The following is a 23,330-nucleotide window of genomic DNA, read 5'->3' on the forward strand; positions in this document are numbered from 1 at the left end:
GCGGGGAGGAGCGGCGCCGACCGGTCAGCCGTTCTGCGCGCCCTGGGTGCCGGTGGACTGGTCACCGGTGGCGGGGACGCCCTCGACCGGGGCGACCTCGTCGGCCGTGACGGCCGGGGGTGCGGCCGGGGTCTCGGGCAGCTCAGTGGCGGCAGCCGGGGCAGCCTCGGTCGCCGGGGCGGCCTCGGCCGCCGGGGCGACGGCCGGAACGGCCTCGGCGGCCGGAGCGGCCGCCTCAGCGGTGCCGCCGGTCAGCAGCTCACGCTCCCAGTCGGCCAGCGGCTCGGCGGCGGCCGGGGCCTCGGCGCCGTCCTCGCTGCGACCGGCGTTGGCCTGCGCAGCCGAGCGGGCCATCAGGCCCTCGGCGACCGCGTCGGCGATCACGCGGGTCAGCAGCGCGGTGCTGCGGATGGCGTCGTCGTTGCCCGGGATCTTGTAGTCGACCTCGTCCGGGTCGCAGTTGGTGTCGAGGATCGCGACGACGGGGATGCCCAGCTTCCGGGCCTCGCCGACGGCGATGTGCTCCTTCTTGGTGTCCACGATCCAGACGGCGCTGGGGACCTTCTTCATGTCGCGGATGCCGCCCAGGGAGCGCTCGAGCTTGGCCTTCTCGCGGGAGAGGACCAGCTGCTCCTTCTTGGAGAGGCTGACCAGTGCGCCGGTCTGCTCGAGGTCCTCGAGCTCCTTGAGGCGCTCCAGCCGCTTGTAGACGGTCTGGAAGTTGGTGAGCATGCCGCCCAGCCAGCGCTGGTTCACGTAGGGCATGCCGACCCGGGTCGCCTGCTCGGCGATGACCTCCTGCGCCTGGCGCTTGGTCCCGATGAACATGATCGAACCGCCGTGGGCGACGGTCTGCTTCACGAACTCGTAGGCCTGGTCGATGTAACCCAGCGTCTGCTGGATGTCGATGATGTAGATGCCGTTGCGCTCGGTGAAGATGAACCGCTTCATCTTCGGGTTCCAGCGACGGGTCTGGTGCCCGAAGTGGACCCCGCTGTCGAGCAGGTTCTTCATGCTGACGACTGCCACGTGGCGCCGCCTTCCTTCTCGTGCGCGGGCGGCCGGGGCCGACGCCGCGCTGCTCGGTTGTCGCGGACGCACCGGGAGGTGCGCCGCCCTGGTGTCCGGCTGCGCCACCGAAACCCGCCAGGAGGCGGGACCGAGGTGACGACTGCCCCGCTGCAGCAGCGGGAAGAGGACACGCGAAGTCGATCCGCCGGAGGCGGACCGCATCGACGAGCATACGCCCTGGGCGACCGCGGTCCGACCGGGTCGTCCCCAGGGCCCCCGGACGTCCACGACCTCGCGCCGGCACCTCCGCTCGGCGGCGTCCGGCGGCAACCTCTGGCGGGTGTCCCCACGCCGCACTCCGCTCGCCGCACTGGTCGTCGCCGTCCTGCTGACCGGCCTGCCGGCGGCATCGGCCACCCCCACCGCCGCGCCGGACGCGTCCACCCCCGCACCGGCACCAGCCTCCGGGCTCTGGGACTGGCCCCTGCCGGGCGCACCCACGGTCGGTCGGCCCTTCGACGCCCCGGCGACGCCGTACGCGGCTGGGCACCGCGGGGTGGACCTGACGGGCGCGGTGGACGGACAGGTGCTCTCCGCCGGCGACGGGGTGGTCGCCTTCGCCGGGATGGTCGCCGGCCGGCCGGTGGTCAGCGTCGACCACGCCGACGGGCTGCGGACGACGTACGAGCCGGTGACCGCTGGGGTGGCCGCCGGTCAGTCCGTGGCCCGCGGCTCCCCGCTGGGCGTGCTGGTGGGCGGGCACGCCGGCTGCCCGGTGGACGCCTGCCTGCACTGGGGCCTGCGCCGTGGCGAGACGTACCTGGACCCGCTGGCACTGCTGCGTCCGCCGCGGGTGCGACTGCTCCCGTGGCACTGAGCCCACCGGACGGCGGTGACGGCGCTACCGTCCGGGCGTGCGTTGGCGACGGAAGAAGGCCCCCGAAGAGCAGGCCACCGAGCAGCAGGCCCCCGACCAGGACCCCGGTCAGGTGCTGGACGGCCTGCGGCAGGTGGTCGACCGGTTCGGCTGGGCGGTGCTGCACGGCGGCGGAGGCGGCCCGGGTGACCCGCGGTGGTCGCACACCGTCGGGCTGACCGCGCTCGGGCACCCCGAGGTGATCGTCGTGGGGCTGCCGTTCCCGGCCGGGGAGAAGTACCTCAACCTCGTGGGCGAGGCGGTGCGCGGCGGTGCCCGCTTCGGCCCCGGCGCGGCCACGACCGGGCTGACCGACGCCGACTCCCCGGTGGTCTTCCTCGCGGTCGAGGACACCGCACGGCTCGCGGTCGCCGAGCAGTTCTACGGCTCGATCGAGGTGCTCCAGCTCGTCTGGCCGGACTCGACCGGCCGGCTGCCCTGGCAGGAGGGCCACCGGAACCCGCCGGAGGCCCAACCGCTGCTGGGGCCGCTGCCGGGTGACGGGTCGGCCGACAGCTGATCTCGGCTGTCCTCCGTCCCGGCTGGGATCAGAGCCCCTCGATCAGCAGCTGCTCGATGAGGTCGGGGACGACACGACGACGAACCAGTGGGGTGGTCAGCCGGTGATGCCGCCGGTGTAGCCAGGTGGCGTCGGCGGGACGTAGTTCTGCTCGACCTGCTCCGGAGTGACGTTGTAGTAGGTGGTGCCGTTGGGGACCGCGATCTGCGGCGGTTGAGGCGCCGGAGCGGGAGCGGGGGCGGGCGCGGGCGCGGGCGCAGGCGCCTGAGGTGCGGGGGCCTGGGGTGCGGGCGCCTGGGGTGCGGGCGCCTGGGATGCGGGCCGGGAGCCCGTCGAGGGCCGGGAGTTGCCGGTGGGCGAACCGGTCTGGGTCTGCGGCGGGGCCACGGTGGCGGCTTCGGCCTCGGCCTGCAGACGAGCAGCCTCAGCAGCCGCGGCGGCGTCGGCTTCGGCCTGGAGGCGGGCTGCGTCCGCGGCGGCAGCGGCGTCGGCTTCGGCCTGGGCTCGGGCTGCCTCCGCGGCAGCGCGGTCGTCGTCGGTTGCCGGGGACTCGGTGGTGCGCTCGACAGCGGACCGGTCCGTCCCGACGGTGGTGACCGTCACGGGGCCGTCGTTGGCTCCGCGGGCCAGGAAGACGCCGACAGCGACACCGAGTACGGCGACGCAGGCGATGACGAGCGCGAGCCTGCTCTTGCCGTCCATGGTCCGGAGCGTGTGCAGGGCCTTCATGTGTCGTGTCCCCCGAGGCGGGTTGGTGGATGTGTCGTCGCTCTCGGTGTACGGATCGGCTCCGACAGGTGGGCTCTGGTCTACCTGGACGGGGTCAGTCACTGGAAATGGTGACGCCAGTGACCGACCCGTCGATGGGAGTGAGGGGGAGGGTCACGTCGACATCGATCCGAGAGCCTGGGCGGGGGCTGGTGGCGGCGACCCGGTCGGTGTCCAGAAAGTCCTCCAGCGCGGCGGTCTGGCGGCCGAGGACGGCGTGAACCCGGCGTCCAGGAGCGCTGGACGGCCCCGGCGCAGACCCAGACGGCGGGTCCCAGTCACCGACGATCAGGCGATGTCGGCCAGCTTGGTGCGCAGGTGCAGGACGGCCTTGGTGTGCAGCTGGCAGATCCGGCTCTCGGTCACCCCGAGGACCCGGCCGATGTCGGCCAGGGTCAGGCCCTCGAAGTAGTAGAGGCTGACGACGACCTTCTCCCGCTCGGGGAGCTGCTCGACGGCGCGGGCGAGCAGCTGCCGGGCCTCACCGTGCTCGGCCATCGCCTGCGGGTCCAGCGCGCTGGTGTCCTTGAGCGTGTCACCCAGGCGGGGAGCGGAGCCGTCGTCGTCCACGAGCAGCTCGTCGAGGGCGACCACGTTGACCAGCGACAGCTGGCCGAGGAACTTGCGGATCTCCTCGACGTCCATGTCCATCTCGTCGGCGACCTCTTCGTCGGTCGGGCTGCGCTGGAGCTTCGACTCCAGGGCCGCGACCGTCCGCTCGTACTGCCGGGCCTTCATCCGCACCGAGCGCGGGATCCAGTCGGTGGACCGGAGCTCGTCGATGATCGCGCCACGGATGCGGGCCATCGCGTAGCTCTCGAACTTGATCTCCCGTTCGGGCTCGAAGCGGGTGATCGCGTCGATCAGCCCGAACGTCCCGTAGGACACCAGGTCCGCCTGCTCCACGTGCGCCGGCAGGCCGCTGCCCACCCGGCCGGCGACGTACTTGACCAGCGGCGCGTAGTGCAGGATCAGCCGGTCGCGCAGCCCGGTGTCCCGGTTCTCGACGTAGCGCGACCAGAGCTCGATCACGTGGGCGTCGGGGTCCCCACTCACACCGACCTGCCGAACCGTCGCCTCAGACACCTGCACTCCCCCGCTCGACCTCTGCTGTCCTGTGCACCGACGCCGTCCTCATGCCCGCGGATGAGCGCGAGCGTGGACCGCCCGGAGCCGCTCGACGGTCACGTGCGTGTAGACCTGCGTCGTCGCGAGGCTAGCGTGACCCAGCAGTTCCTGAACGCTGCGCAGGTCGGCGCCGCCCTCCAGCACGTGGGTGGCGGCCGAGTGCCGCAGCCCGTGCGGGCCGATGTCCGGGGTGCCCGGCGCGGCGGCGACCGCCGCGTGCACGACCCGGCGGGCCTCCCGCGGGTCCAGCCGGCCGCCGCGCACGCCGAGGAGGAGCGCCGGTCCACTGCTCCCCGTGGCGAGCACCGGACGGCCCTGCCCCAGCCATGCCTCCAGGGCGTCGGCCGCCGGGGCGCCGAACGGCACGCTGCGCTCCTTGCGGCCCTTGCCCAGCACCCGCAGCAGCCGGCGCCCGCGGTCGACGTCGTCGACGTCCAGCCCGACGAGCTCGCCGACCCGCACCCCGCTGGCGTAGAGCAGCTCGACGACGAGCACGTTGCGCAGCCGCAGCGCCGCGTCGGCCGGGGTCTCCTCCTCGGCCGGCGGGCGCGCCGCCTCCTCGAGCACCGCGCGGGCCTGGTCGGCGCCCAGCACCCCGGGCAGTGTGCGGTGCGCGCGTGGGCTGGCCAGCCGCAGCCCGACGTCCTCGGCGACCTGACCGCTGCGGCGCAGGTGGGCGGTGAACGAGCGTGACGACGCGGCCCGCCGGGCGGTGGTGGACCGGCTGTCCCCCCGGGTCCGTCCCTGGGCCAACCAGCTGCGCAGGGTGGCGAGGTCCAGGTCGGCGACCGTGCGACCACTACGCCGGACCAGGTGGTCCAGCAGCGAGACGACGTCCCCGACGTAGGCGCGGACGGTGTGCTCCGACAGGTCCCGCTGGAGCCGCAGGTGCTCCTCCCAGCCCGCCAGCGACTCGGCGAGCGCCGGCGGGAGCGCGGCGCGCAGCTCTGCGGTCCCGGTGGCCATGGGCGCAGCGTCCGTCGGCGAGGCGGGCCGGTCAACCGGGCGCGCCGCAGACCGGGCACCGCGGTCATCCACCCGTCAGGGGTCACCGAGCCGGCTGGCGCTCCCTGGGCGGCCGCCGGACCCGCCAGCCGGTGCCGGTCCACTCGACGAGGTCGGCGAGCTCGAGGGCCGGCAGCACCCGCAGCACGTCGACCACCGAGCACCCGGCGACCGCAGCCAGCCGCTCCGGCGGCACTCCCACCCGGACCGGGCAGGCGTCCAGCACCCGCCGGGCGACGTCGGACAGCGAGTCACCAGGCTCGGTCGCCCGCTCCACCGGCGGCGCCAGGTCCTCCCCCAGCCTGCCGACCGCCTCCAGCACCTCGGCTGCCGAGGTCACCAGCGCCACGCCGTGCTCGCGGTCCCGGAGCAGCTGGTGACACCCCACCGACATGGCGCTGGTGACCGGGCCGGGGACGGCCATCACCGCCTTGCCGAGCTCGCGCGCCCGGTTGGCGGTGGCCTGCGCGCCGGAGCGGGCAGCCGCTTCGACCACCACGGTGCCCTGCGTCAGTGCCGCGATCAGCCGGTTGCGCACCAGGAAGCGGTGCCGCAGCGGCGCGCACCCGGGCGGCCACTCGCTGACCAGCAGCCCCTCGTCGAGCACCCGGGCGAACAACGCCGAGTGCGCACCTGGGTAGACGCGGTCGACCCCGCACGCCAGGACGGCGACGGTCGGTGCCCCGGCGGCCAGCGCACCCCGGTGCGCTGCGGCGTCGATCCCGAAGGCGCCCCCCGAGACGGTCGTCCAGCCCCGTTCCCCCAGCCCGTGCGCCAGCTCACCGGCGACGTGCTCGCCGTAGGCCGTCGAAGCCCGCGATCCGACCAGCGCGACGGAGCGGTCGACCAACCCGGTCAGCGACGCCGCCCCGCGCACCCACAACGCCAGCGGCGGCACCAACGTGAGCGTGCGGTTCGGCCGCCGACCGTCCACCAGCCCTCGCCCGTCCTCGGTGGCGAGGGCCAGTGAGTGCAGCGGCAGCACCGGCCACTCCGGGTCCTCGGGCGTCACCAGCCGGCCCCCACACCGTTCCACCCGCCGCAGGTCCTCGACGCTGGCGTCCTCTCCCGCCCGGGCACCGGCCACCGCCTGCACCTCGGCCGGGGCGGTGCCCGCCCGCAGCGCAGCGGCAGCCGCCACCGGGCCGGCGTCCTCCACGAACCGCCACACCGCGACCGACCCCGGCTCCAGCGCCCGGGACAACCACGCGCGCGCCCGCCGCACCTCGGGGTCGACACCCTCGCTCATGCCGCGGCCCGCTGCAGGCGCATGCCCAGCGCCTCGTCCACCTGGTCGGCGCCGGGCACGACCAGGCCCTCGAGGTCGGCCAACGTCCAGGCGACGCGCACCACCCGGTCGAAACCGCGCACCGACAGCGAGCCACGCTCCAGGGCCCGCTCCGCCAGTGCGAGCGCCGCGCGCGGCACCGGCCAGCGCTCCCGCAGCAGCCGCCCCGGCACCTCGCTGTTGAGCGCCAGGCCGCTGCCGGCCAGCCGTTCGGCCGCCACCGCCCGCGCGGCCCGCACCCGTGCCGCGACCACCGCGGTCGACTCCGGGGTGCCCAGGCCGTCCAGCCAGGCGGCCCGGGTCACCGGCGGCAGGGTGACCCGCAGGTCGATCCGGTCCAGCAGCGGCCCGGACAGCCGCGACTGGTAGCGCCGCCGTTCCAGGGCGCTGCAGGTGCAGGCCGTGTCACCGGCCGCACTCGCGCAGGGGCAGGGGTTGGCGGCCAGCACGAGCTGTGCCCGGCACGGGAAGGTCGCCGACCCGTTGGCCCGGTGGATGGTCACCGCACCGCGTTCCAGTGGCTGGCGCAGCGTGTCGAGCACGGCCCGGGGGAACTCCGGCGCCTCGTCGAGGAACAGCACCCCGCGATGGGCACGGCACAACGCTCCGGGACGGATCTGGCCCGAGCCGCCGCCGACCAGGGCGGCCATGGTCGCCGAGTGGTGCGGCGCCTCGAACGTCGGCCGGGTCACCAGCGGTGCACCGGGCGGGAGGGTGCCGGCGATGGAGGCGATGGCGGTCACCTCCAGGGCGGCCTGCTCGTCCAGCGGGGGCAACAGCCCGGGCAGCCGTTCGGCGAGCATGGTCTTGCCGGCGCCCGGCGGCCCGCTCAGGAACAGGTGGTGGCCACCGGCGGCGGCCACCTCGACCGCCCGGCGTCCCGCGGCCTGCCCCACCACGTCGGCCAGGTCGGGCCCCGGTGGCGCCGGGGCGGCCTCCGCCCGGACGTGCGGAGAGAGCAGGGCCTTCCCGGCGAGGTGGGCCACCACCTGACGGAGGCTCCCGGCCGCGAGTACGGCGATGCCCTCCACGAGCCCGGCCTCCTCGGCGTTCTCCTCCGGCACCACCACCTCGCGGTGGCCGGCCCGCGCGGCCGCCAGCACGGCCGGCAGCACCCCACGGACGGCCCGTAGGGACCCGTCGAGCCCGAGCTCCCCCAGCAGCACCAGCTCCCGGACGGCGGCCGCCGGCACCACCCGGGCGCCGGCGAGCACGGCGACGGCCAGGGCCAGGTCGAACCCACTGCCCTGCTTGGGCATGGCCGCCGGCGACAGCCCGATGGTCACCCGGCGCAGCGGGAACTCATGGCCGCTGTTGAGCAGCGCGGCCCGCACCCGGTCCACCGACTGGCGCACGACGGCGTCGGGCAGCCCGACCAGCGCCACGGTCGGCACCCCGGGCGCCAGGTCGACCTCCACCTCCACCATCGCCCCCTGGACGCCGGCCAACCCCACCGACCAGGTCTGCGCGAGCGCCATCAGAACGCGTTCCGCAGGTGCGTCACCCGGGCCGGCCCGGACGACGGCACGTACACCCCGACGACGTCGAAGCGCAGGTCCGGGGCGTGCTGGTCGTGCGCCGCCAGCCAGGCACGGGCCAGCGACCGCAGCCGGCGGCGCTTGCTCGCGGTCACCGCCTCGGCCGGGTGCCCGAACCCGGTGCCGGTGCGCGTCTTCACCTCGCAGAAGACCAACGCCCGGCCGTCCCGGGCGACGACGTCGAGCTCACCGTCGCGGCAGCGCCAGTTGCGATCGAGGACCTGGAGGCCGGCGTCGGTCAGCGCCCGGACGGCGACCCGTTCGCCGTAGGCACCGAGAGCGGCGCGGTGGCCGGGCGGGGACTTCTGCGGATTCGGCACCCGTCGACCGTCGCCGTCGGGAGGTCTGCGGGGCCAGGGCCCCGGCCGGGTTGTGGACGGACGGCCGCGCTGTGGACGGCGGCCGGCGGACCCGCCTCAGTGCCGGCCAGGGTGACCGGCGACCGGGATCAGGGCAGCCGCGGGTTGTCCGGCAGCTCCAGGTCGGGCTTGTCCAGCTCTTCCACGTTGACGTCCTTGAACGTCACCACCCGGACGTTCTTCACGAACCGGGCAGGGCGGTACATGTCCCACACCCAGGCGTCGGAGAGGGTGAGCTCGAAGAACACCTCTCCCCCGGCGTCACGCACCTGGAGGTCGACGCTGTTGGCCAGGTAGAAGCGCCGCTCGGTCTCCACGACGTAGGAGAACTGCCGGACGATGTCCTTGTACTCGCGATAGAGCTGCAGCTCCATCTCGGTCTCGTACTTCTCGAGGTCCTCGGTGCTCATCGCGCGTGCTCCATCGGTGCCGGGGACATCAGTGCCGCAGCCGGGGTTCCGGGCGGCACCGGTCCATCATCGTGCATGGCCGCTGCTCCCGGCAGGGGTGGCGTCCGCGCGGCGTGTGCGGCCCGGGCCCGGGCGACGTTGACGAAGCGCATCCGGTGTTCCGGGCACGGCCCGTGCTCGTCGAGGGCGGCGCTGTGCGCGTCGGTGATGTAGCCCTTGTGCTCGGCGAACCCGTACTGCGGGAAGCGTCCGTCCAGCTCCAGCATCGTCCGGTCCCGGGTGACCTTGGCCAGCACCGAGGCGGCCGCCACACAGGCCGCGACCCGGTCGCCCTTCCACACCGCGAGGGAGGGCTGCGACAGGCCGCTGACCGGGAAGCCGTCGGTGAGCACGTAGTCGGGGCACGGGTCGAGCACCCGGACAGCGCGACGCAGCGCCTCGATGTTGGTCACGTGCATGCCGCGCGCGTCGAGCTCCCCGACGGGGATCGCGACCACCGACCAGCAGACCGCCCGGTCGACGACCTCGGCGTAGACCTCGTCCCGGGTGGCGGCGGTGAGCAGCTTGGAGTCGGCCAGCCCGGGCACCCGCCCGCGGCGTCCGGCGGGGAGCACGCACGCGGCGGCCACGAGCGGGCCGGCGCAGGCGCCCCGCCCGGCCTCGTCCGCCCCGGCTATGGCGGCGAACCCCCGGCGGCGGAGCGAGCGCTCCATCACCCAGAGCTCGTCGGTGGGGTCTGCAGCACCAGGTCGAACGGCCATCGCCTGCCGACCCTACGTCGCCGCCCCGGACCCGCCAGAGCACCCGGTGGGTCCGCGTCCGATCGCACCCCGGGACGCACCACGAGCCGGTCCCTGGGGGAACAGGGACCGGCTCGGGGCGGCTGGTCAGCGGCGCGGACGCCGATCCGACCGGCGCGCCGGAGCGGAGCCCGCTCCGGCGGTCCATCCGGTCCGCGCAGCCGTGGGCGCGCGGACCGTGGTCGTGGCTGCCGGGTCAGGCGTCGGCAGACGTGAGGGCGTGGGCGCCGCAGCTGCAGCCGGGGTTGCGTGCCGAGAGCACCAGGGAGACGGCGTGTGCCCGGTCGCGGGCGCCCAGCTTGCGCAGGATCGCCTTCACGTGGGACTTCACGGTGTCCTCGGAGATGAACAGGTTCTTCCCGATCGCCCGGTTCGACTGGCCCTGGAGCAGCTCGTCGAGCACGTCGGACTCCCGGCGGGTCAGCGGCACCTCCGGGGTCAGCTCCCGCGACACCGGCTCCGCCGAGCCCTCCCCGCGACGGATCTGCGGGTCGACCACGGTCCGCCCGGCCCGCGCGGCGAGCACGGCCCAGCCCAGCAGCGTCGGGGAGGTGTTCATCAGCAGGTAGCTGCGCACCCCGGCGGCCAGCGCCTCGTTCACCACACCCGGGTCCTCCGACGTCGCCAGCGCCACCACGGCCAGCTGCGGGAACCGGCGACGCAGGTCCCGCACCGCGTTCAGGGTCGCGGCCCGGCCGGTGCCCAGCTCCACCACCACCGCGTCCGGCCGAGCCGACTCCGCCAGGGTCAGCGCGCGGCGCGGCTCCCCCGGGGTGCCCACCGCCTGCATGCCGGCGGTCTCGTTGATCATGCCGACCAACCCACGGCGCAGGACCGGGGCGTCGGCGAGGATCAGGACGCGGGTGACGCCGCGAGGGGTGCTCGCCATCGGGGTAGACACAGCTGACTCTCCGTTCAAGGTCCGGTGACTCTCTGCTTGTCCATCGGACGAGTGAACGGAGTGCTTGAACAACTTCTCGGGGAGTCTGCGCCAATCGCGCACAGATCATGCCGAACGCGGCAGGACAGCCGGGGGTGTTGCTCCGGCGCGGCGGTTCGACGACCACGACCCGAGCCCCGGGTCAGTCGGTGTTCGACTCCCGGCCGGGCCGGGTCTGGACCGGTCGACGGACCCGGCGCCAGCCGGTGCCCGGCGGGCGCCGGGACGGCCCGGTCAGCCGGGCGCCCCGGGAACGACGCCGCCGGCGCCAGGCGGTGAGCGGCAGCGCGCCACCGAGCCCGAGCACGTAGGGGGCGGCCAGGGCTGCGGTGTCCTGCACCGGTGCCGGCTCCGGCCCGACGGCGCCAGCAGCGTCCGCCTGGCCGGCCTGGATGTCCGGGCTGTCCAGCAGGGTGAACCGGTCCAGCGGCCAGACGACCAGGGCCGCCTTGCCGATGACGTCGTCGACGGCGATGGTGCCGGCGTACTGGTCGTCCATGTGCTGCTTGGAGTCGGCCGACGCGGAGCGGTGGTCGCCCATCACCCACAGCCGCCCCTCGGGCACGGTGACCGGGGGGAACTCGCGCCCCCCGGAGCCCCCGGTGTTCAGCGGGGAGTCCTGGTGGATGTACGGCTCGTCGAGCGGCTCGCCGTCGACCACGACCCGCCCCTGCGGGTCGCAGCACTCGACGGTCTGCCCCTCGGTGGCGATGACCCGCTTGACGTAGTCGTCCTCGCTGGGCGGGGCGACGCCGATCGCCCGGCCCAGGGTCAGCGCGGCACCGGTGAACCAGTTGGCGGGCTCCTCCACTGCGATCTCCGGCGACCAGGTGTCCGGGCCCTGGAACACCACGATGTCGCCGGGCTCGGGCTCACCGAACCAGTAGGGCACCTTGTTGACCAGCACCCGGTCACCCGTGCAGCCGGTGCAGCCGTGCAGCGTCTGCTCCATCGAGCCCGACGGGATGAAGAACGCCTGCACCAGGAAGGTCTTCACCAGCAGGGCGAGCACGAACGCGATGACCAGCAGCACCGGCAGCTCACGCAGCAGGGAGCCCTTCTTGGCCTCCCGCCCACGGCCTCGGCTGGCGGCCGCCGACCCGGTCGGGGTCGTGGCGGTGGGGTCGGCGGAGTTCTGGTCGGCGGAGGTGGGACGCCCGGCATCGCCGGTGTCGGCAGGCTCAGCAGGCCCGTGCGTGCTCATCGGGGCCCAGCGTACGGTCCGCCGGCCGACACGTCCGGCGACCCACCCGCCGACCGGTGCGGCCAGCGCTGTCCCCCACGAACGCGACCGGGCCGGCTGCGAGTGCAGCCGGCCCGGTCGTTCAGATCGCTGGAGGTCAGCGGCTGACGACCTCGCGCTTCTCCTTGATCTTGGCGGCCTTGCCGCGCAGCTCGCGGAGGTAGTACAGCTTCGCCCGGCGCACGTCACCGCGGGTCAGCACCTCGATCTTCTCGACGACCGGGGTGTGCACCGGGAAGGTGCGCTCCACACCGACGCCGAAGCTGACCTTGCGGACGGTGAAGGTCTCGCGGATGCCGCCACCCTGGCGACGGATGATGACGCCCTGGAACACCTGGACACGCGCACGGGTGCCCTCGATGACACGCACGTGCACCTTCACGGTGTCCCCGGGCCGGAAGGTGGGGATGTCGTCGCGCAGCGACGCGGCGTCGAGGGCGTCCAGGGTGTTCATCGCAGCAGTCCTCAGTCCTAGCGGGAAAGTCGTCGTGGTACGGGCAGCGGTGTCCCGGTGCATCCGTACCGGGTGGCTGCGCTCCACCACCCGGTAGGGGTGCGGAGCCACCGTCGGGGTGAGCCGACAGCCTGCAGCAGCTCACTACTGTGCCACATCTTCAGTCGACGACGCGTGGCGGCCCCGTCCACGGGCCGCCGAGCACCCCCGGCAGCGCTGCGGCGAGGTCCCGCGGGGCGAAGGCCTCCCCGCTGTCGGTGATCTCCGCCAGGGACCACCACCGGTGCGGTTCGTCCAGCTGCTGTTCCAGCTCGGTGCGCCCGCTGACGTCGACGTCGTGCACCACGTCGCGCAGCACGAAGAAGGTCTCCCGGGCGTCCAGCAGGGTGTCACCCCACCGGCCCTGCCAGCGGCGGAGCCACACCGGGCCCTCCAGCGCCGCCGGCTCGACCAGCAGGGCGGTCTCCTCGGCCAGCTCCCGCACTGCCGCCGTCCGCAGGTCCTCGCCGTCCTCGACGCCACCGCCCGGGGTGAACCAGTACTCCACTCCCCCGGCTCCGCTGCTCGGCTGCAGGCCGCGCCCACCGAACAGCAGCACCCGCTGCTCGCGGTCTAGCACCAGCACCCGGGCCGACGGGCGGACCCAGACCCGCGACGTCACGCCTGGGGATCCGCGTCCAGCGCGGCCCGGTCCGCGGCGGTCAGCGCCCCGTCGGGCAGCCCGGCGAGCAGGTCGGGACGGCGATCGGCGGTGCGGCGCAGCGACTGGGCCCGCCGCCAGCGGGCGATCGCGGCGTGGTCACCGGAGAGCAGCACCGGCGGCACCTCGTGGCCGCGCCAGGTCGCCGGCCGGGTGTAGGACGGGCCCTCGAGCAGCCCGTCGGCGTGCGAGTCGAACTCGACCGACTCCGCGTTGCCCACGACACCGGGCAGGAGCCGGGTGACCGCCTCGACCATCACCAGCACCGCGGACTCCCCGCCGGCGAGCACGTAGTCGCCGATCGAGACCTCCGAGACCGGACCGCCCTCGGCGGCCCAGTCGGCGACCCGCTGGTCGATCCCCTCGTAGCGGCCGCAGGCGAAGACCAGCCCGGGCTCGGTCGCCCACTGGGCAGCGACCGCCTGGGTGAACGGCCGCCCGGCCGGCGTGGGGACGACGAGCCGGGTGCCGGGAGGACGCACGGCCTCCAGCGCCCTCCCCCAGGGCTCCGGGCGCATGACCATGCCCGGCCCCCCGCCGTAGGGCGAGTCGTCGACCGTGCGGTGGACGTCGTCGGTCCACTGCCGCAGGTCGTGCACGCCGACGGAGACCAGGCCCCTGGCCGCCGCCTTGCCCAGCAGCGACTGGCCCAGCGGGGCGAGGTACTCCGGGAAGATCGTCAGGACGTCGATCCGGAACGTCACAGGTCGAGCAGCCCCTCGGGCGGGTCGACGACCAGCCGGCCGGCCGCGAGGTCGACGGTCGGGACCATCGCGGTGACGAACGGCACCAGCAGCTCCCCGCCCTCGGGACGGCGCAGCACCAGCAGCTCGGTGCCCTCGTGCCGCACGCCGGTCACCTCCCCGACCGGGGAGCCGTCGGGCAGCTCGGCGGCCAGCCCGACCAGCTGGTGGTCGTAGAAGGAGTCGGGGTCCTCCAGCTCCGGCAGGGCCGCGACGGGCACCAGGAGCATGGTGTTGCGCAGCGCGTCAGCCGCCTCGCGGTCGGCGACCACGGTGCCGTCGGGCAGCAGCAGCGTGAGCAGCAGCGTGCCGCTGTGCCAGCGGGCCGCCTCGATGGTCAGCGGCCCCCGGGTGGCGGGCTCGGTGAGCAGCGTGCCCCCCGGGGCGAACCGCAGGTCGGGGTCGTCGGTGCGCACCTCGACGGTCACCTGACCACGGACACCGTGGGGTCGGCCGATGCGGCCGACCACCACGGTGTCGGTGTTCTGCGGGGTGGCGCCGGAGGCGCCGGGAGTGCTCAGCGCCCGTCGGTGTCGACGACGTCGACCCGGAGGCCGCGACCGCCGACACCGGTCATCACCTGACGCAGCGCCTTGGCGGTGCGCCCGCCACGGCCGATGACCTTGCCGAGGTCGTCGGGGTGCACCCGGACCTCGAGGGTCTTGCCGCGCCGGCCGTTGACGAGGTCGACCACGACGTCGTCGGGGTTGTCGACGATGCCCTTGACCAGGTGCTCGAGCGCCTCTTCGAGCACGTCTTACTCGGCGGTCTTCTCGGCCGCGGCGGGCTCAGCCGCAGCCGGCTCGGCGGCCGGTGCCTCGGCGGCGGCCGGCTCGGCGGCGGGCGCCTCGTCAGCAGCAGCCTGGGGAGCGTCAGCGGCAGCGGCCTTGGGAGCGGCCTTCTTCTTCGGCGTGGTGGCGTCGGCGGACGGCTCGTTCATGGCGGCCCGCGCGGCCTCCTCGTAGATGGCCTTCTTGTCGGCCTTGGGGGCCGCGACCTTCATCGGGGCCGGAGCCGGCTCGCCCTTGAACTTCTGCCAGTCGCCGGTGACCCGGAGGATGGCGGCGACGGCCTCGGTCGGCTGGGCGCCGACGCCGAGCCAGTAGGCGGCGCGCTCGGCGTCGACCTCGATGAAGGACGGGTCCTCCTTCGGGTGGTACTTGCCGATCGTCTCGATCGAGCGGCCGTCACGCTTGGTGCGGGCGTCGGCGACGACGATGCGGTAGTACGGCGCGCGCATCTTGCCCAGGCGCATGAGCTTGATCTTGGTGGCCACGAGTGTGGTGTGCTCCTCGAACGTGTGTGGTTGCTCGCCGGACGGACGCGTGGGGGTACGCCGGGGCGGAGCGCTGGACACGAGCGGGGATGGTGAGAGGGCCGCCCACCGCCGTGTTCGACAGACCATGATGCCAGATCCCAGGAGGACCGCTGTGGCCAGGACCGGCCTGCTCCACCACGTCGAGCTGTGGGTGCCCGATCTCGCCCGGGCCGAGCGCTCCTGGGGGTGGCTGCTCACCCGGCTGGGTGCCCGGCCGTACCAGTCATGGGAGCTCGGGCGCTCCTGGTCCAGCGGCGACGTGTACGTCGTCCTGGAGCAGTCCCCAGCCCTGGTCGGCGACCGGCACGAGCGACGCGCGCCGGGGCTCAACCACCTGGCGTTCTGGGTGGACGGCGACCTGGACGCGCTGGTCGCCGAGGCCCCCGCCCACGGCTGGTCGCTGTTGTTCGCCGACCGGCACCCGTTCGCCGGTGGACCCGAGCACCGGGCTGCGTACCTGGCCGACGGCGACGGCTACGAGGTGGAGCTGGTGCCCTCGTCGCCGGACTCCGCGGCCACCAGGAACCCACCCCAGCCGTCGTAGCTGCCCCCGTGCCGCTCGACGATGCCGACCACCTCACGGGTGAAGCCCGCTGCGGTCCCGTGGTCCACCGCCGTCATGGCACTGAACTCGAGCCACACGGTGAGGAAGCGGCGGTACAGCCCGTCGACCCGGTAGCCGGCCGCGGTGAGCTCCTCGCCCGCCGCGACCGCCGCCGACCGGGACCGGAACCCGGCCAGGTGGTCGATCGGCCGCGGCCGGTCCACCTGGTCCCCGTGGCCCAGGTTGGCCTCGACCGTCTCGGCGGTCAGCCGGAGCTGCTCGGCGAGCGACGAATCAGCCACGGACCGCGGCGAGCACGGCCGCAGGTGCGTCGGCCACCGCCACCTCCGACCGCTCTCCCGTCGCCCGGTCGCGGACCTCGATCACGCCCTCGGCCAGACCGCGCCCGACCGTCACGATCGTCGGCATGCCCAGCAGCTCGGCGTCCTTGAACTTCACCCCGGGCGAGACCTTCGGCCGGTCGTCGTACAGCACGGTCAGCCCGGCGGCGACCAGCTCCTCGGCCAGCGACTGTGCGGCCTCGAAGACGGCGGCGTCCTTGCCGGTGGCGACCAGGTGCACGTCGGCCGGGGCGATCTCCCGCGGCCACACCAGGCCCAGCTCGTCGTGGGTGGACTCGGCGATCGCGGCCACCGCGCGGGAGACACCGACGCCGTAGGAGCCCATGGTGACGGTGACCAGCTTGCCGTTCTCGTCGAGCACCTTGAGGTCGAGCGCCTCGGCGTACTTGCGGCCGAGCTGGAAGATGTGGCCCATCTCCACGCCCCGGGCCAGCTCCAGCGGGCCGGAGCCGTCGGGAGCGGGGTCGCCGGGCAGCACCTCGGCGGCCTCGATCACGCCGTCCCAGTTGAAGTCCCGGCCGGCGACGAGGTCGAACACGTGCTTGCCGGGCTCGTTGGCCCCGGTGATCCACCGGGAGCCGGGGACGACGCGGGGGTCGACGAGGAACCGGATGCCGGACTTCCCCTCCGCGCCGAGGACCTGCGGCCCGATGTAGCCCTTGACGAGGTCGGGGTGGGCGGCGAAGTCGGTGAACGGCTCGACCTCGGCCGGGGCGAGCTGCGCCTCCAGCCGCTTGGTGTCGACGTCCCGGTCACCGGGCAGGCCGATGACCAGCGGCTCCCGGGTGCCGTCGGGGTGCACCAGGGTGACGACGACGTTCTTCAGCGTCGAGGCGCCGGTGTACCCGGCCTCGGGGAACAGCTCGTTCGCCGCCGCGACCAGCGTCTCGATGGTCGGGGTGTCGGGGGTGTCCTCGACGTGCGCCTCGGGCAGCCCGTCGAACGGGATCGACTCCGGGACGACGGTCGAGACGGCCTCGACGTTCGCCGCGTACCCGCCGGGCGAGCGGACGAAGGTGTCCTCGCCGATCGACGTCGGGTGCAGGAACTCCTCGCTCTTGGACCCGCCCATCGCACCGGACATCGCCGAGACGATCACGTAGTCCAGGCCCAGCCGGTCGAAGATCCTGATGTAGGCGGCGCGGTGCGCCGCGTAGGAGGCGTCCAGCCCGGCGTCGTCCACGTCGAAGGAGTAGCTGTCCTTCATGGTGAACTCGCGGCCACGGAACAGCCCGGCCCGGGGTCGCGCCTCGTCCCGGTACTTGGTCTGGATCTGGTACAGCGAGACCGGCAGGTCCTTGTAGGACCCGTAGAGGTCCTTCACCAGGAGGGTGAACATCTCCTCGTGGGTGGGGCCGAGCAGGAAGTCGTTGCCCCGCCGGTCCTTGAGCCGGAAGAGGTTGGGCCCGTACTCGGTCCAGCGGCCGGTCGCCTCGTAGGGCTCCCGCGGCAGCAGCGCCGGGAAGTGCACCTCCTGGGCGCCCATCGCGTCCATCTCCTCGCGGACGACGCGCTCGACGTTCCGGAACACCCGCCAGCCCAGCGGCAGCCAGGTGAACCCACCCGGCGCCGCGCGCCGGATGTAGCCGCCCCGGGCGAGCAGCCGGTGGCTGGGGACCTCGGCGTCGGCGGGGTCGTCACGCAGGGTGCGCAGGAACAGGGAGGACATCCGAAGGAGCACGGGAGGAGTGTCCCAGGCGTCCGCCGGACGCCGTCCATCGGTTTGACTCAGGCGACGACGACGCCCCGGAGGACCATCCGCTGCGGTCGCTGTAGCGAGTCGAGGTCGGCCCGGGGATCGGTCTCGTAGACGACCAGGTCGGCCGGGGCACCCTCGGCGATGCCCGGCAGGCCCAGCCACTCGCGTGCGCCCCAGGAGCCGGCGGCCAGTGCGGCCTCGGCGGGCAGCCCGGCGGCGTGCAGCGCCCGGATCTCGTCGGCGATGACCCCGTGGTCGACGCCCCCACCGGCGTCGGTGCCGGCGAACACGGGCACGCCGGCCTCGAACGCAGCGCGCACCACGGCCCCGGAGTTCGCGTACAGCCGCCGCATCGTGGACGCGTAGGAGGGGTACTTGGACTCCCCCGCGGCTGCGAAGCCGGGGAAGTTCTCCACGTTCACCAGCGTCGGGACGACCGCGGTGCCCCGGCGGGCCATCTCCCCCACCAGCTCCTCGGTCAGCCCGGTGCCGTGCTCGATGCAGTCGATCCCCGCCCCGATCAGCCCGGGCAGGGCGTCGGTGCCGAAGGTGTGCGCGGTGACCCGCGCACCCTCCTCGTGCGCGGCGGCGATCGCCGCGGTCAGGACGTCGTCCGGCCACTCCGGCGCCAGGTCGCCGACGCCGCGGTCGATCCAGTCACCCACCAGCTTCACCCAGCCGTCACCGCGCCGGGCCTGCACCCGCACCTCGGCCACCAGGTCGGGCGGCTCCAGCTCGATCGCCAGCCCGGGGATGTAGCGGCGGGGGGCGGCGATGTGCCGACCGGCACGGATGACCCGGGGCAGGTCCAGGTGCTCGTCGAGCACCCGGGTGTCGACCGGGGACCCGCAGTCGCGCAACGCCAGCACCCCGGCGGCACGCTCCTCCAGGGCCTGGTCGCGCAGGTCCTCGACGCCGGTGGCGTGCACCCCACCCCGGCCGATGCCGACGTGGCAGTGCGCGTCGACCAGGCCGGGCAGCAGGAAGCCACCGCGGCTGACCGTCTCGGCGCCGGGGACCGGCTGGAAGGTGATCCGCCCGCCGGTGACCCAGAGGTCGCGGTGCTCGCCCTCGGGGAGGACGACGCCGGACAGGTGCAGGGCGGGCGGGGCAGCGGTGGTCACCGGTTCAGCGGCCCTGCTGGTCCTTGAACTGGCTGAAGTCCAGCTTGCTCAGGTCGGGCATCGCCTGACCGGGCGGCAGACCGGGCACCCCGCCCGGCATCCCGCCGGGCAGCTGACCGGGCGCCCCGCCCATCCCACCGGGGGCGCCGATCGGCCGGCGGGCCGGGCCACCCTTCTTGCCGCCCTTGCCCTTCTTGCCCTTGCCGCGTGCCTGCACCTGGTTCTGCCGGCCGCGCTGCTTCTTCGACATCGGGCCCATGCCCGGCAGGCCCATGCTGCCGGCCATCTGGCCCATCATCTTCTGGGCCTGGGCGAAGCGCTCCAGCAGGTGGTTGACGTCGGTGACGCTCATCCCCGAACCGTTCGCGATCCGGACCCGGCGCGAGGCGTTGATGATCTTCGGGGTGGCGCGCTCGGCCGGGGTCATCGACCGGATGATCGCCGCGGTGCGGTCCAGGTCCCGCTCGTCGACCTGCGCGAGCTGCTCCTTCATCTGCCCGGCACCGGGCAGCATGCCGAGCAGGTTCGCGATCGGGCCCATCTTGCGGATGGCCATCATCTGCTCGAGGAAGTCCTCGAGGGTGAAGCCCTCGCGGCTGGCGAGCTTGCCAGCCATCTTCTCGGCCTGGTCGGCGTCGAAGGCCTGCTCGGCCTGCTCGATCAGGGTCAGCACGTCGCCCATGCCGAGGATGCGCGAGGCCATCCGCTCGGGGTGGAAGACGTCGAAGTCGGCCAGCTTCTCGCCGGTGGAGGCGAACATGATCGGCTGGCCGGTCACGTGCCGGACCGACAGCGCGGCACCACCGCGGGCGTCACCGTCGAGCTTGGTGAGGACGACGCCGGAGAAGCCGACGCCCTCCTGGAACGCGGTCGCCGTGGTGACGGCGTCCTGCCCGATCATCGCGTCGACGACGAACAGCGTCTCGTCGGGCTGCACGGCGTCCCGGATGCCGGCGGCCTGGGCCATCAGCTCGGCGTCGATGCCCAGCCGGCCGGCGGTGTCGACGACGACGACGTCGTGCTGGGTGCGGCGGGCGTGGTCGATGGAGCCCCGCGCGACGGCGATCGGGTCGCCCACGCCGTTGCCGGGCTCGGGGGCGTAGACGTCGACGCCGGCCTGCCCGGCCACCACCGACAGCTGCTGCACCGCGTTGGGCCGCTGCAGGTCACACGCGACCAGCAGTGGGGTGTGCCCCTGGGCCTTGAGCCAGCGGCCGAGCTTGCCGGCCAGGGTCGTCTTACCGGCGCCCTGCAGGCCGGCCAGCATGATCACCGTGGGCGACTGCTTGGCGTAGCGGATCCGGCGGGTCTCCCCGCCGAGGATGCCGACCAGCTCCTCGTTGACGATCTTGATGATCTGCTGCGCCGGGTTCAGCGCCGAGGAGACCTCCGAGCCGCGCGCGCGCTCCTTGACCGCAGCGATGAACGACCGGACGACCGGCAGCGCGACGTCGGCCTCGAGCAACGCGATGCGGATCTCCCGCGCGGTCGCGTCGATGTCCTCGTCGGAGAGCCGGCCCTTGCCGCGCAGACCGGTGAAGACCTTGTCCAGGCGGTCGGAGAGGGTCTCGAACACAACACGTCCTCAGGCAGTCTGGCGTGCAGCCACCGGCCGGCCCACCAGGGAGTTCAGCAGGCCGAGCGGCACGGCTCGGGCTCCCGGGGCCACCCCGGGGCCGTCACGCCACCGTTCCCAGCGTAATGGCCCATCGGCGGGTGCCCGCCAGGAACTCGTCGGCGGCGGGCAGTGGGCCCCTGCTTCAGGCGGCGTGCCGCCAGGTCGTGACCACCGGACGGTGCACGTCCCCGCTGACCAGGGCGGTGCCACAGTCGGTGCAGGCCCACTCCGGGCACGCGCCGCCGTCCTCGGTGTGGCCGTCGATGCACTCGGGCTGCTCGAAGTCGGTGTCGTGCTCACAGGTGGGGCAGGGCCACTGCTGCAGGTCGCTCACGAGTGCGTCCCCTCTCGTCTCGGCGCCGGTCGTCGGGAGCTGGCTCCCGTCCGGCACGTCGAACGTCTCACGGGGGTACGACAGAACGGCGGACCTCAGACCGACGGCGTGTCGCGCTTGACGCCGGGGCCGCCGACCGTCGCCGACACGGCAGGGTCCGCCGCCCCGGGTGTCGTGCCGCGTGCCGCGGCCACCAGCGCCTCCTCGACCCGACGGCGCCGGTCGGCGTCCATCGTCGCGCCGGCGGGGTCGCAGACGTAGAAGGAGTCGAGCGCATCGGCCCCGAGGGTCTCGATCCGCGCCGAGGTCACGTCCAGCCCCTGGTCGGCCAGCGCGGAGGTCAGCCGGTAGAGCAGGCCGGCCCGGTCCCCGGCGCGGACCTCGACGATGCTGGAGGCGGCGCCGTCGACCTCGTTGTCGTGCCAGGAGATCCGGGGCGGTGCCGCCCGGTCCCCGTTCTGCCGGTAGTCGATCTCCCGCTGCCGCAGCCGGTCGGCCAGCGGCAGCGTCCCCTCCAGGGCCGCCCGGACGCCGTCGGCCAGGATCTCCGGCACCGGCGCCCGGCCGAACCGGGGCCGCACGGCGAACACCGACGTCGCCTGCCCGCCCTCGACCGAGGTGCTGGCCGCCCGGACGTCGAGCTGGTTCAGCGCCAGCACGCCGGCGCACCGGCTGAACAGGCCGGGCCGGTCCGGCGCCAGGAACGTCACCTGCTGGCCGTCGGCGACGTCCCGGACGCCCACCGAGATGCGCCCGCCCTCCCCCGCGGACCCCGGGCCCGAGGAGCTGACCTGCGGGGTGGTCGGCTCCAGCACCGGCCCGGGCGCCGGAGCGGCCACCAGGTGCGCCCGGACCCGGGCCACCAGCGCCGCGACCAGGTGGGCCTTCCACGGCGACCAGGCGGAGCTGCTGGTCGCCGCGCCGTCGGCCTGGGCCAGCGCGTGCAGCAGCTCCAGCAGGGCGACGTCCCGGCCGATCGTCTCGGCGACCCGGTCGATGGTGGCGTGGTCGTCGATGTCCCGCCGGGTGGCGGTGGCCGGCAGCAGCAGGTGGTGGCGCACCATCGCGGCCAGCGTCGCGACGTCCGGCGGGGAGAAGCCCATCCGGGTCGCCACCTCCGCGGCGATCGGCTCCCCGACGACGCTGTGGTCACCGGGCCAGCCCTTGCCGATGTCGTGCAGCAGGGCGCCGACCAGCAGCAGGTCGGGCCGGTCGACGTCGCGGGTCAGCTCCGACGCCGCCGCGGCCGCCTCCACCAGGTGTCGGTCGACGGTGAACCGGTGCCACGGGTGCCGCTGCGGCAGCGACCGCACCCGGTCCCACTCCGGCAGCATCCGGGCCAGCAGCCCCTCCTGGTCCAGCTGCTCGAGGACCGGGACGGCGCTGCGACCACTGGCCAGCAGCCGCAGGAAGGACCAGCGGACCTCCGCCGGCCAGGGCTCCGGCAGTGCGGGCGCGTGCACGGCGAGCACCTTGAGCGTGTACGGCGACAGCAGCAGGTCCGCGCGGGCGGCGGCGGCGGCACCGCGCAGCACCAGCCCGGGGTCGGCGGCCGGCCGGGCGTCGCGGGCCAGCACCACCTCGTCACCCTGCCGGACCAGCCCCTCGGCCAGCGGCTCGCGCCGCACCCGCCGGTACCGGGCCCGCGGCCGCCGCACGAGCGAGGCATCGACCCGCCGCCAGGTCTCGTCGGCGACGAAGGCGAGCCGGCGCCCGGCCAGGCTCACCCGGCGCAGCAGGACGTCGTCGTCGGCCAGCCCGAGCGCCTGGGCCACCGGAGCCTGCTCCTGGCGGACCAGGGCGTCGCCCGCGCGCCCGGTGCTGCGTCGCAAGGCGTCCCGCACGTCGAGCAGGAAGTCGTAGGCCTCCCCCGCGTCCGCCGGTGGCTCGTCGGCCAGCTGGGCCGCGGCCAGGGCCCGCAGCACCTGGCCCTCACGCAGTCCGCCGTAGGCCTCCTTGAGGTCGGGCTCCAGCAGGAACCCCAGCTCACCGACCAGCCGGGCCCGCTCCCGGCGGAGGTCACGCAGCTGGGGCAGCAGCCGGCCGGCGTGCTGGCGCCAGGATCCCAGCGTCGCCGTCCGCAGGGCTGCGGTGACCTCCGGGTCGCCGGCCACGTGCCGTGCGTCGAGCAGGCCGAGGCCCGCCTTGACGTCGTCGGCGGCCACCGAGACCGCCTCGGGGACGGTCCGCACGGAGTGGTCCAGCCGGACCCCGGCGTCCCAGACCGGGTACCACAGGGCATCGGCGACGGCGGCGATCTCGCCCCGGCCGTCGTGCACCAGCACCAGGTCCAGGTCGCCGTGCGGCGGCAGCTCCCGGCGGCCGAGACTGCCCACGGCCACGAGCGCGACGCCGGTCCCCGCCGGCTCGGCCGGGGGGCCGCCCCGGCGGCGGGAGGCCCGGGGGGTGCCGGCGAGCGCCTCGGCCAGCAGGCCGGCCAGCCAGTCGTCGAACGCCTGCACCCGCTCGGTGCGGGGCAGGGCGGTGAGCGTCGCGAGGTCGAGCACG

At 74.5% G+C, this 23,330-nt stretch carries 26 protein-coding genes; 3 read left to right on the forward strand and 23 right to left on the reverse strand.

The annotated features are described in order from the left end of the window. Nucleotides 1–24: 24 nt before the first annotated feature. Nucleotides 25–1,029: a 30S ribosomal protein S2 gene (gene rpsB, locus O2V63_RS16790; protein WP_269168688.1), complete on the reverse strand. Its 1,005-nt coding sequence runs from the start codon at nucleotides 1,027–1,029 to the stop codon at nucleotides 25–27. 322 nt (nucleotides 1,030–1,351) lie between these two features. Here rpsB and O2V63_RS16795 point away from each other — a divergent pair, with 322 nt between their 5' ends. After that, a complete protein-coding gene (locus tag O2V63_RS16795; RefSeq protein WP_269168689.1) occupies nucleotides 1,352–1,888 on the forward strand; it encodes a M23 family metallopeptidase in 537 nt (178 codons plus the stop codon). A gap of 37 nt (nucleotides 1,889–1,925) precedes the next feature. Beyond that, nucleotides 1,926–2,447 carry a DUF4262 domain-containing protein gene (locus O2V63_RS16800; protein WP_269168690.1) on the forward strand — a complete coding sequence of 174 codons (522 nt, stop codon included), beginning with the start codon at nucleotides 1,926–1,928 and terminating at the stop codon, nucleotides 2,445–2,447. Nucleotides 2,448–2,543: 96 nt separating this feature from the next. On the opposite strand, the gene O2V63_RS16805 is transcribed toward O2V63_RS16800, so the two are convergent. From O2V63_RS16805 to rpsP, 16 genes are all read right to left on the reverse strand, one after another. After that, entirely contained in the window at nucleotides 2,544–3,176 is a 633-nt protein-coding gene (locus O2V63_RS16805) for a hypothetical protein (RefSeq protein WP_269168691.1), read from the reverse strand. 327 nt (nucleotides 3,177–3,503) lie between these two features. Next, a complete protein-coding gene (gene whiG, locus O2V63_RS16810) occupies nucleotides 3,504–4,271 on the reverse strand; it encodes an RNA polymerase sigma factor WhiG (protein ID WP_269168692.1) in 768 nt (255 codons plus the stop codon). A gap of 78 nt (nucleotides 4,272–4,349) precedes the next feature. Next, complete coding sequence (locus O2V63_RS16815) at nucleotides 4,350–5,309, reverse strand: tyrosine recombinase XerC (protein WP_269168693.1); 960 nt, start codon at nucleotides 5,307–5,309, stop codon at nucleotides 4,350–4,352. A gap of 82 nt (nucleotides 5,310–5,391) precedes the next feature. Next, a complete protein-coding gene (gene dprA, locus O2V63_RS16820) occupies nucleotides 5,392–6,597 on the reverse strand; it encodes a DNA-processing protein DprA (protein ID WP_269168694.1) in 1,206 nt (401 codons plus the stop codon). Then, the gene (locus O2V63_RS16825; RefSeq protein WP_269168695.1) at nucleotides 6,594–8,114 is read right to left on the reverse strand and encodes a YifB family Mg chelatase-like AAA ATPase; all 1,521 of its coding nucleotides are present in this window, start codon (nucleotides 8,112–8,114) and stop codon (nucleotides 6,594–6,596) included. Before O2V63_RS16825 ends, dprA begins: the two co-directional genes overlap by 4 nt. After that, the gene (locus O2V63_RS16830) at nucleotides 8,114–8,494 is read right to left on the reverse strand and encodes a YraN family protein (protein WP_269168696.1); all 381 of its coding nucleotides are present in this window, start codon (nucleotides 8,492–8,494) and stop codon (nucleotides 8,114–8,116) included. The genes O2V63_RS16825 and O2V63_RS16830 overlap by 1 nt, the downstream gene beginning before the upstream one ends. Nucleotides 8,495–8,622: 128 nt before the next feature. After that, on the reverse strand, nucleotides 8,623–8,943 hold the full coding sequence (locus tag O2V63_RS16835; RefSeq protein WP_036339823.1) for a DUF2469 domain-containing protein: 321 nt from the start codon (nucleotides 8,941–8,943) through the stop codon (nucleotides 8,623–8,625). Next, entirely contained in the window at nucleotides 8,940–9,704 is a 765-nt protein-coding gene (locus O2V63_RS16840) for a ribonuclease HII (RefSeq protein WP_269168697.1), read from the reverse strand. The genes O2V63_RS16835 and O2V63_RS16840 overlap by 4 nt, the downstream gene beginning before the upstream one ends. Before the next feature lie 235 nt (nucleotides 9,705–9,939). After that, nucleotides 9,940–10,632: a response regulator transcription factor gene (locus O2V63_RS16845; protein WP_269168698.1), complete on the reverse strand. Its 693-nt coding sequence runs from the start codon at nucleotides 10,630–10,632 to the stop codon at nucleotides 9,940–9,942. Nucleotides 10,633–10,825: 193 nt separating this feature from the next. After that, nucleotides 10,826–11,887 carry a signal peptidase I gene (gene lepB / locus O2V63_RS16850; RefSeq protein WP_269168699.1) on the reverse strand — a complete coding sequence of 354 codons (1,062 nt, stop codon included), beginning with the start codon at nucleotides 11,885–11,887 and terminating at the stop codon, nucleotides 10,826–10,828. A 136-nt stretch (nucleotides 11,888–12,023) separates the two neighbouring features. Continuing rightward, a complete protein-coding gene (gene rplS, locus O2V63_RS16855; RefSeq protein ID WP_036339817.1) occupies nucleotides 12,024–12,380 on the reverse strand; it encodes a 50S ribosomal protein L19 in 357 nt (118 codons plus the stop codon). Nucleotides 12,381–12,540: 160 nt separating this feature from the next. Next, complete coding sequence (locus tag O2V63_RS16860) at nucleotides 12,541–13,041, reverse strand: NUDIX hydrolase (RefSeq protein WP_269168700.1); 501 nt, start codon at nucleotides 13,039–13,041, stop codon at nucleotides 12,541–12,543. Then, entirely contained in the window at nucleotides 13,038–13,784 is a 747-nt protein-coding gene (trmD, locus tag O2V63_RS16865) for a tRNA (guanosine(37)-N1)-methyltransferase TrmD (RefSeq protein WP_164701909.1), read from the reverse strand. The genes O2V63_RS16860 and trmD overlap by 4 nt, the downstream gene beginning before the upstream one ends. Further along, complete coding sequence (gene rimM / locus O2V63_RS16870) at nucleotides 13,781–14,296, reverse strand: ribosome maturation factor RimM (RefSeq protein ID WP_269168701.1); 516 nt, start codon at nucleotides 14,294–14,296, stop codon at nucleotides 13,781–13,783. Before rimM ends, trmD begins: the two co-directional genes overlap by 4 nt. Nucleotides 14,297–14,340: 44 nt before the next feature. Further along, on the reverse strand, nucleotides 14,341–14,577 hold the full coding sequence (locus O2V63_RS16875; protein ID WP_014742367.1) for an RNA-binding protein: 237 nt from the start codon (nucleotides 14,575–14,577) through the stop codon (nucleotides 14,341–14,343). A 3-nt stretch (nucleotides 14,578–14,580) separates the two neighbouring features. Further along, nucleotides 14,581–15,099, reverse strand: a complete 519-nt coding sequence (gene rpsP, locus O2V63_RS16880; protein ID WP_269168702.1) for a 30S ribosomal protein S16 — start codon at nucleotides 15,097–15,099, stop codon at nucleotides 14,581–14,583. Between the two features lie 154 nt (nucleotides 15,100–15,253). Here rpsP and O2V63_RS16885 point away from each other — a divergent pair, with 154 nt between their 5' ends. Further along, complete coding sequence (locus O2V63_RS16885) at nucleotides 15,254–15,685, forward strand: VOC family protein (protein WP_269165269.1); 432 nt, start codon at nucleotides 15,254–15,256, stop codon at nucleotides 15,683–15,685. Here the strand turns inward: O2V63_RS16885 and O2V63_RS16890 are convergent. From O2V63_RS16890 to O2V63_RS16915, 6 genes are all read right to left on the reverse strand, one after another. Next, complete coding sequence (locus O2V63_RS16890; protein ID WP_269168703.1) at nucleotides 15,616–15,987, reverse strand: ribonuclease E inhibitor RraB; 372 nt, start codon at nucleotides 15,985–15,987, stop codon at nucleotides 15,616–15,618. The two genes, O2V63_RS16885 and O2V63_RS16890, sit on opposite strands and share 70 nt — an antisense overlap. Further along, on the reverse strand, nucleotides 15,980–17,728 hold the full coding sequence (locus tag O2V63_RS16895; RefSeq protein WP_269168704.1) for a proline--tRNA ligase: 1,749 nt from the start codon (nucleotides 17,726–17,728) through the stop codon (nucleotides 15,980–15,982). The genes O2V63_RS16890 and O2V63_RS16895 overlap by 8 nt, the downstream gene beginning before the upstream one ends. Before the next feature lie 47 nt (nucleotides 17,729–17,775). Then, the gene (locus tag O2V63_RS16900; RefSeq protein ID WP_269168705.1) at nucleotides 17,776–18,870 is read right to left on the reverse strand and encodes an amidohydrolase family protein; all 1,095 of its coding nucleotides are present in this window, start codon (nucleotides 18,868–18,870) and stop codon (nucleotides 17,776–17,778) included. Between the two features lie 4 nt (nucleotides 18,871–18,874). Further along, nucleotides 18,875–20,446: a signal recognition particle protein gene (gene ffh / locus O2V63_RS16905; protein ID WP_269168706.1), complete on the reverse strand. Its 1,572-nt coding sequence runs from the start codon at nucleotides 20,444–20,446 to the stop codon at nucleotides 18,875–18,877. Between the two features lie 184 nt (nucleotides 20,447–20,630). Continuing rightward, on the reverse strand, nucleotides 20,631–20,822 hold the full coding sequence (locus O2V63_RS16910) for a hypothetical protein (protein WP_269168707.1): 192 nt from the start codon (nucleotides 20,820–20,822) through the stop codon (nucleotides 20,631–20,633). A gap of 95 nt (nucleotides 20,823–20,917) precedes the next feature. Continuing rightward, the gene (locus O2V63_RS16915; protein ID WP_269168708.1) at nucleotides 20,918–23,329 is read right to left on the reverse strand and encodes a [protein-PII] uridylyltransferase; all 2,412 of its coding nucleotides are present in this window, start codon (nucleotides 23,327–23,329) and stop codon (nucleotides 20,918–20,920) included. Nucleotide 23,330 lies beyond the last annotated feature (1 nt).

It is taken from the genome of Modestobacter sp. VKM Ac-2977 (assembly GCF_026968045.1).
Lineage (GTDB): Bacteria > Actinomycetota > Actinomycetes > Mycobacteriales > Geodermatophilaceae > Modestobacter.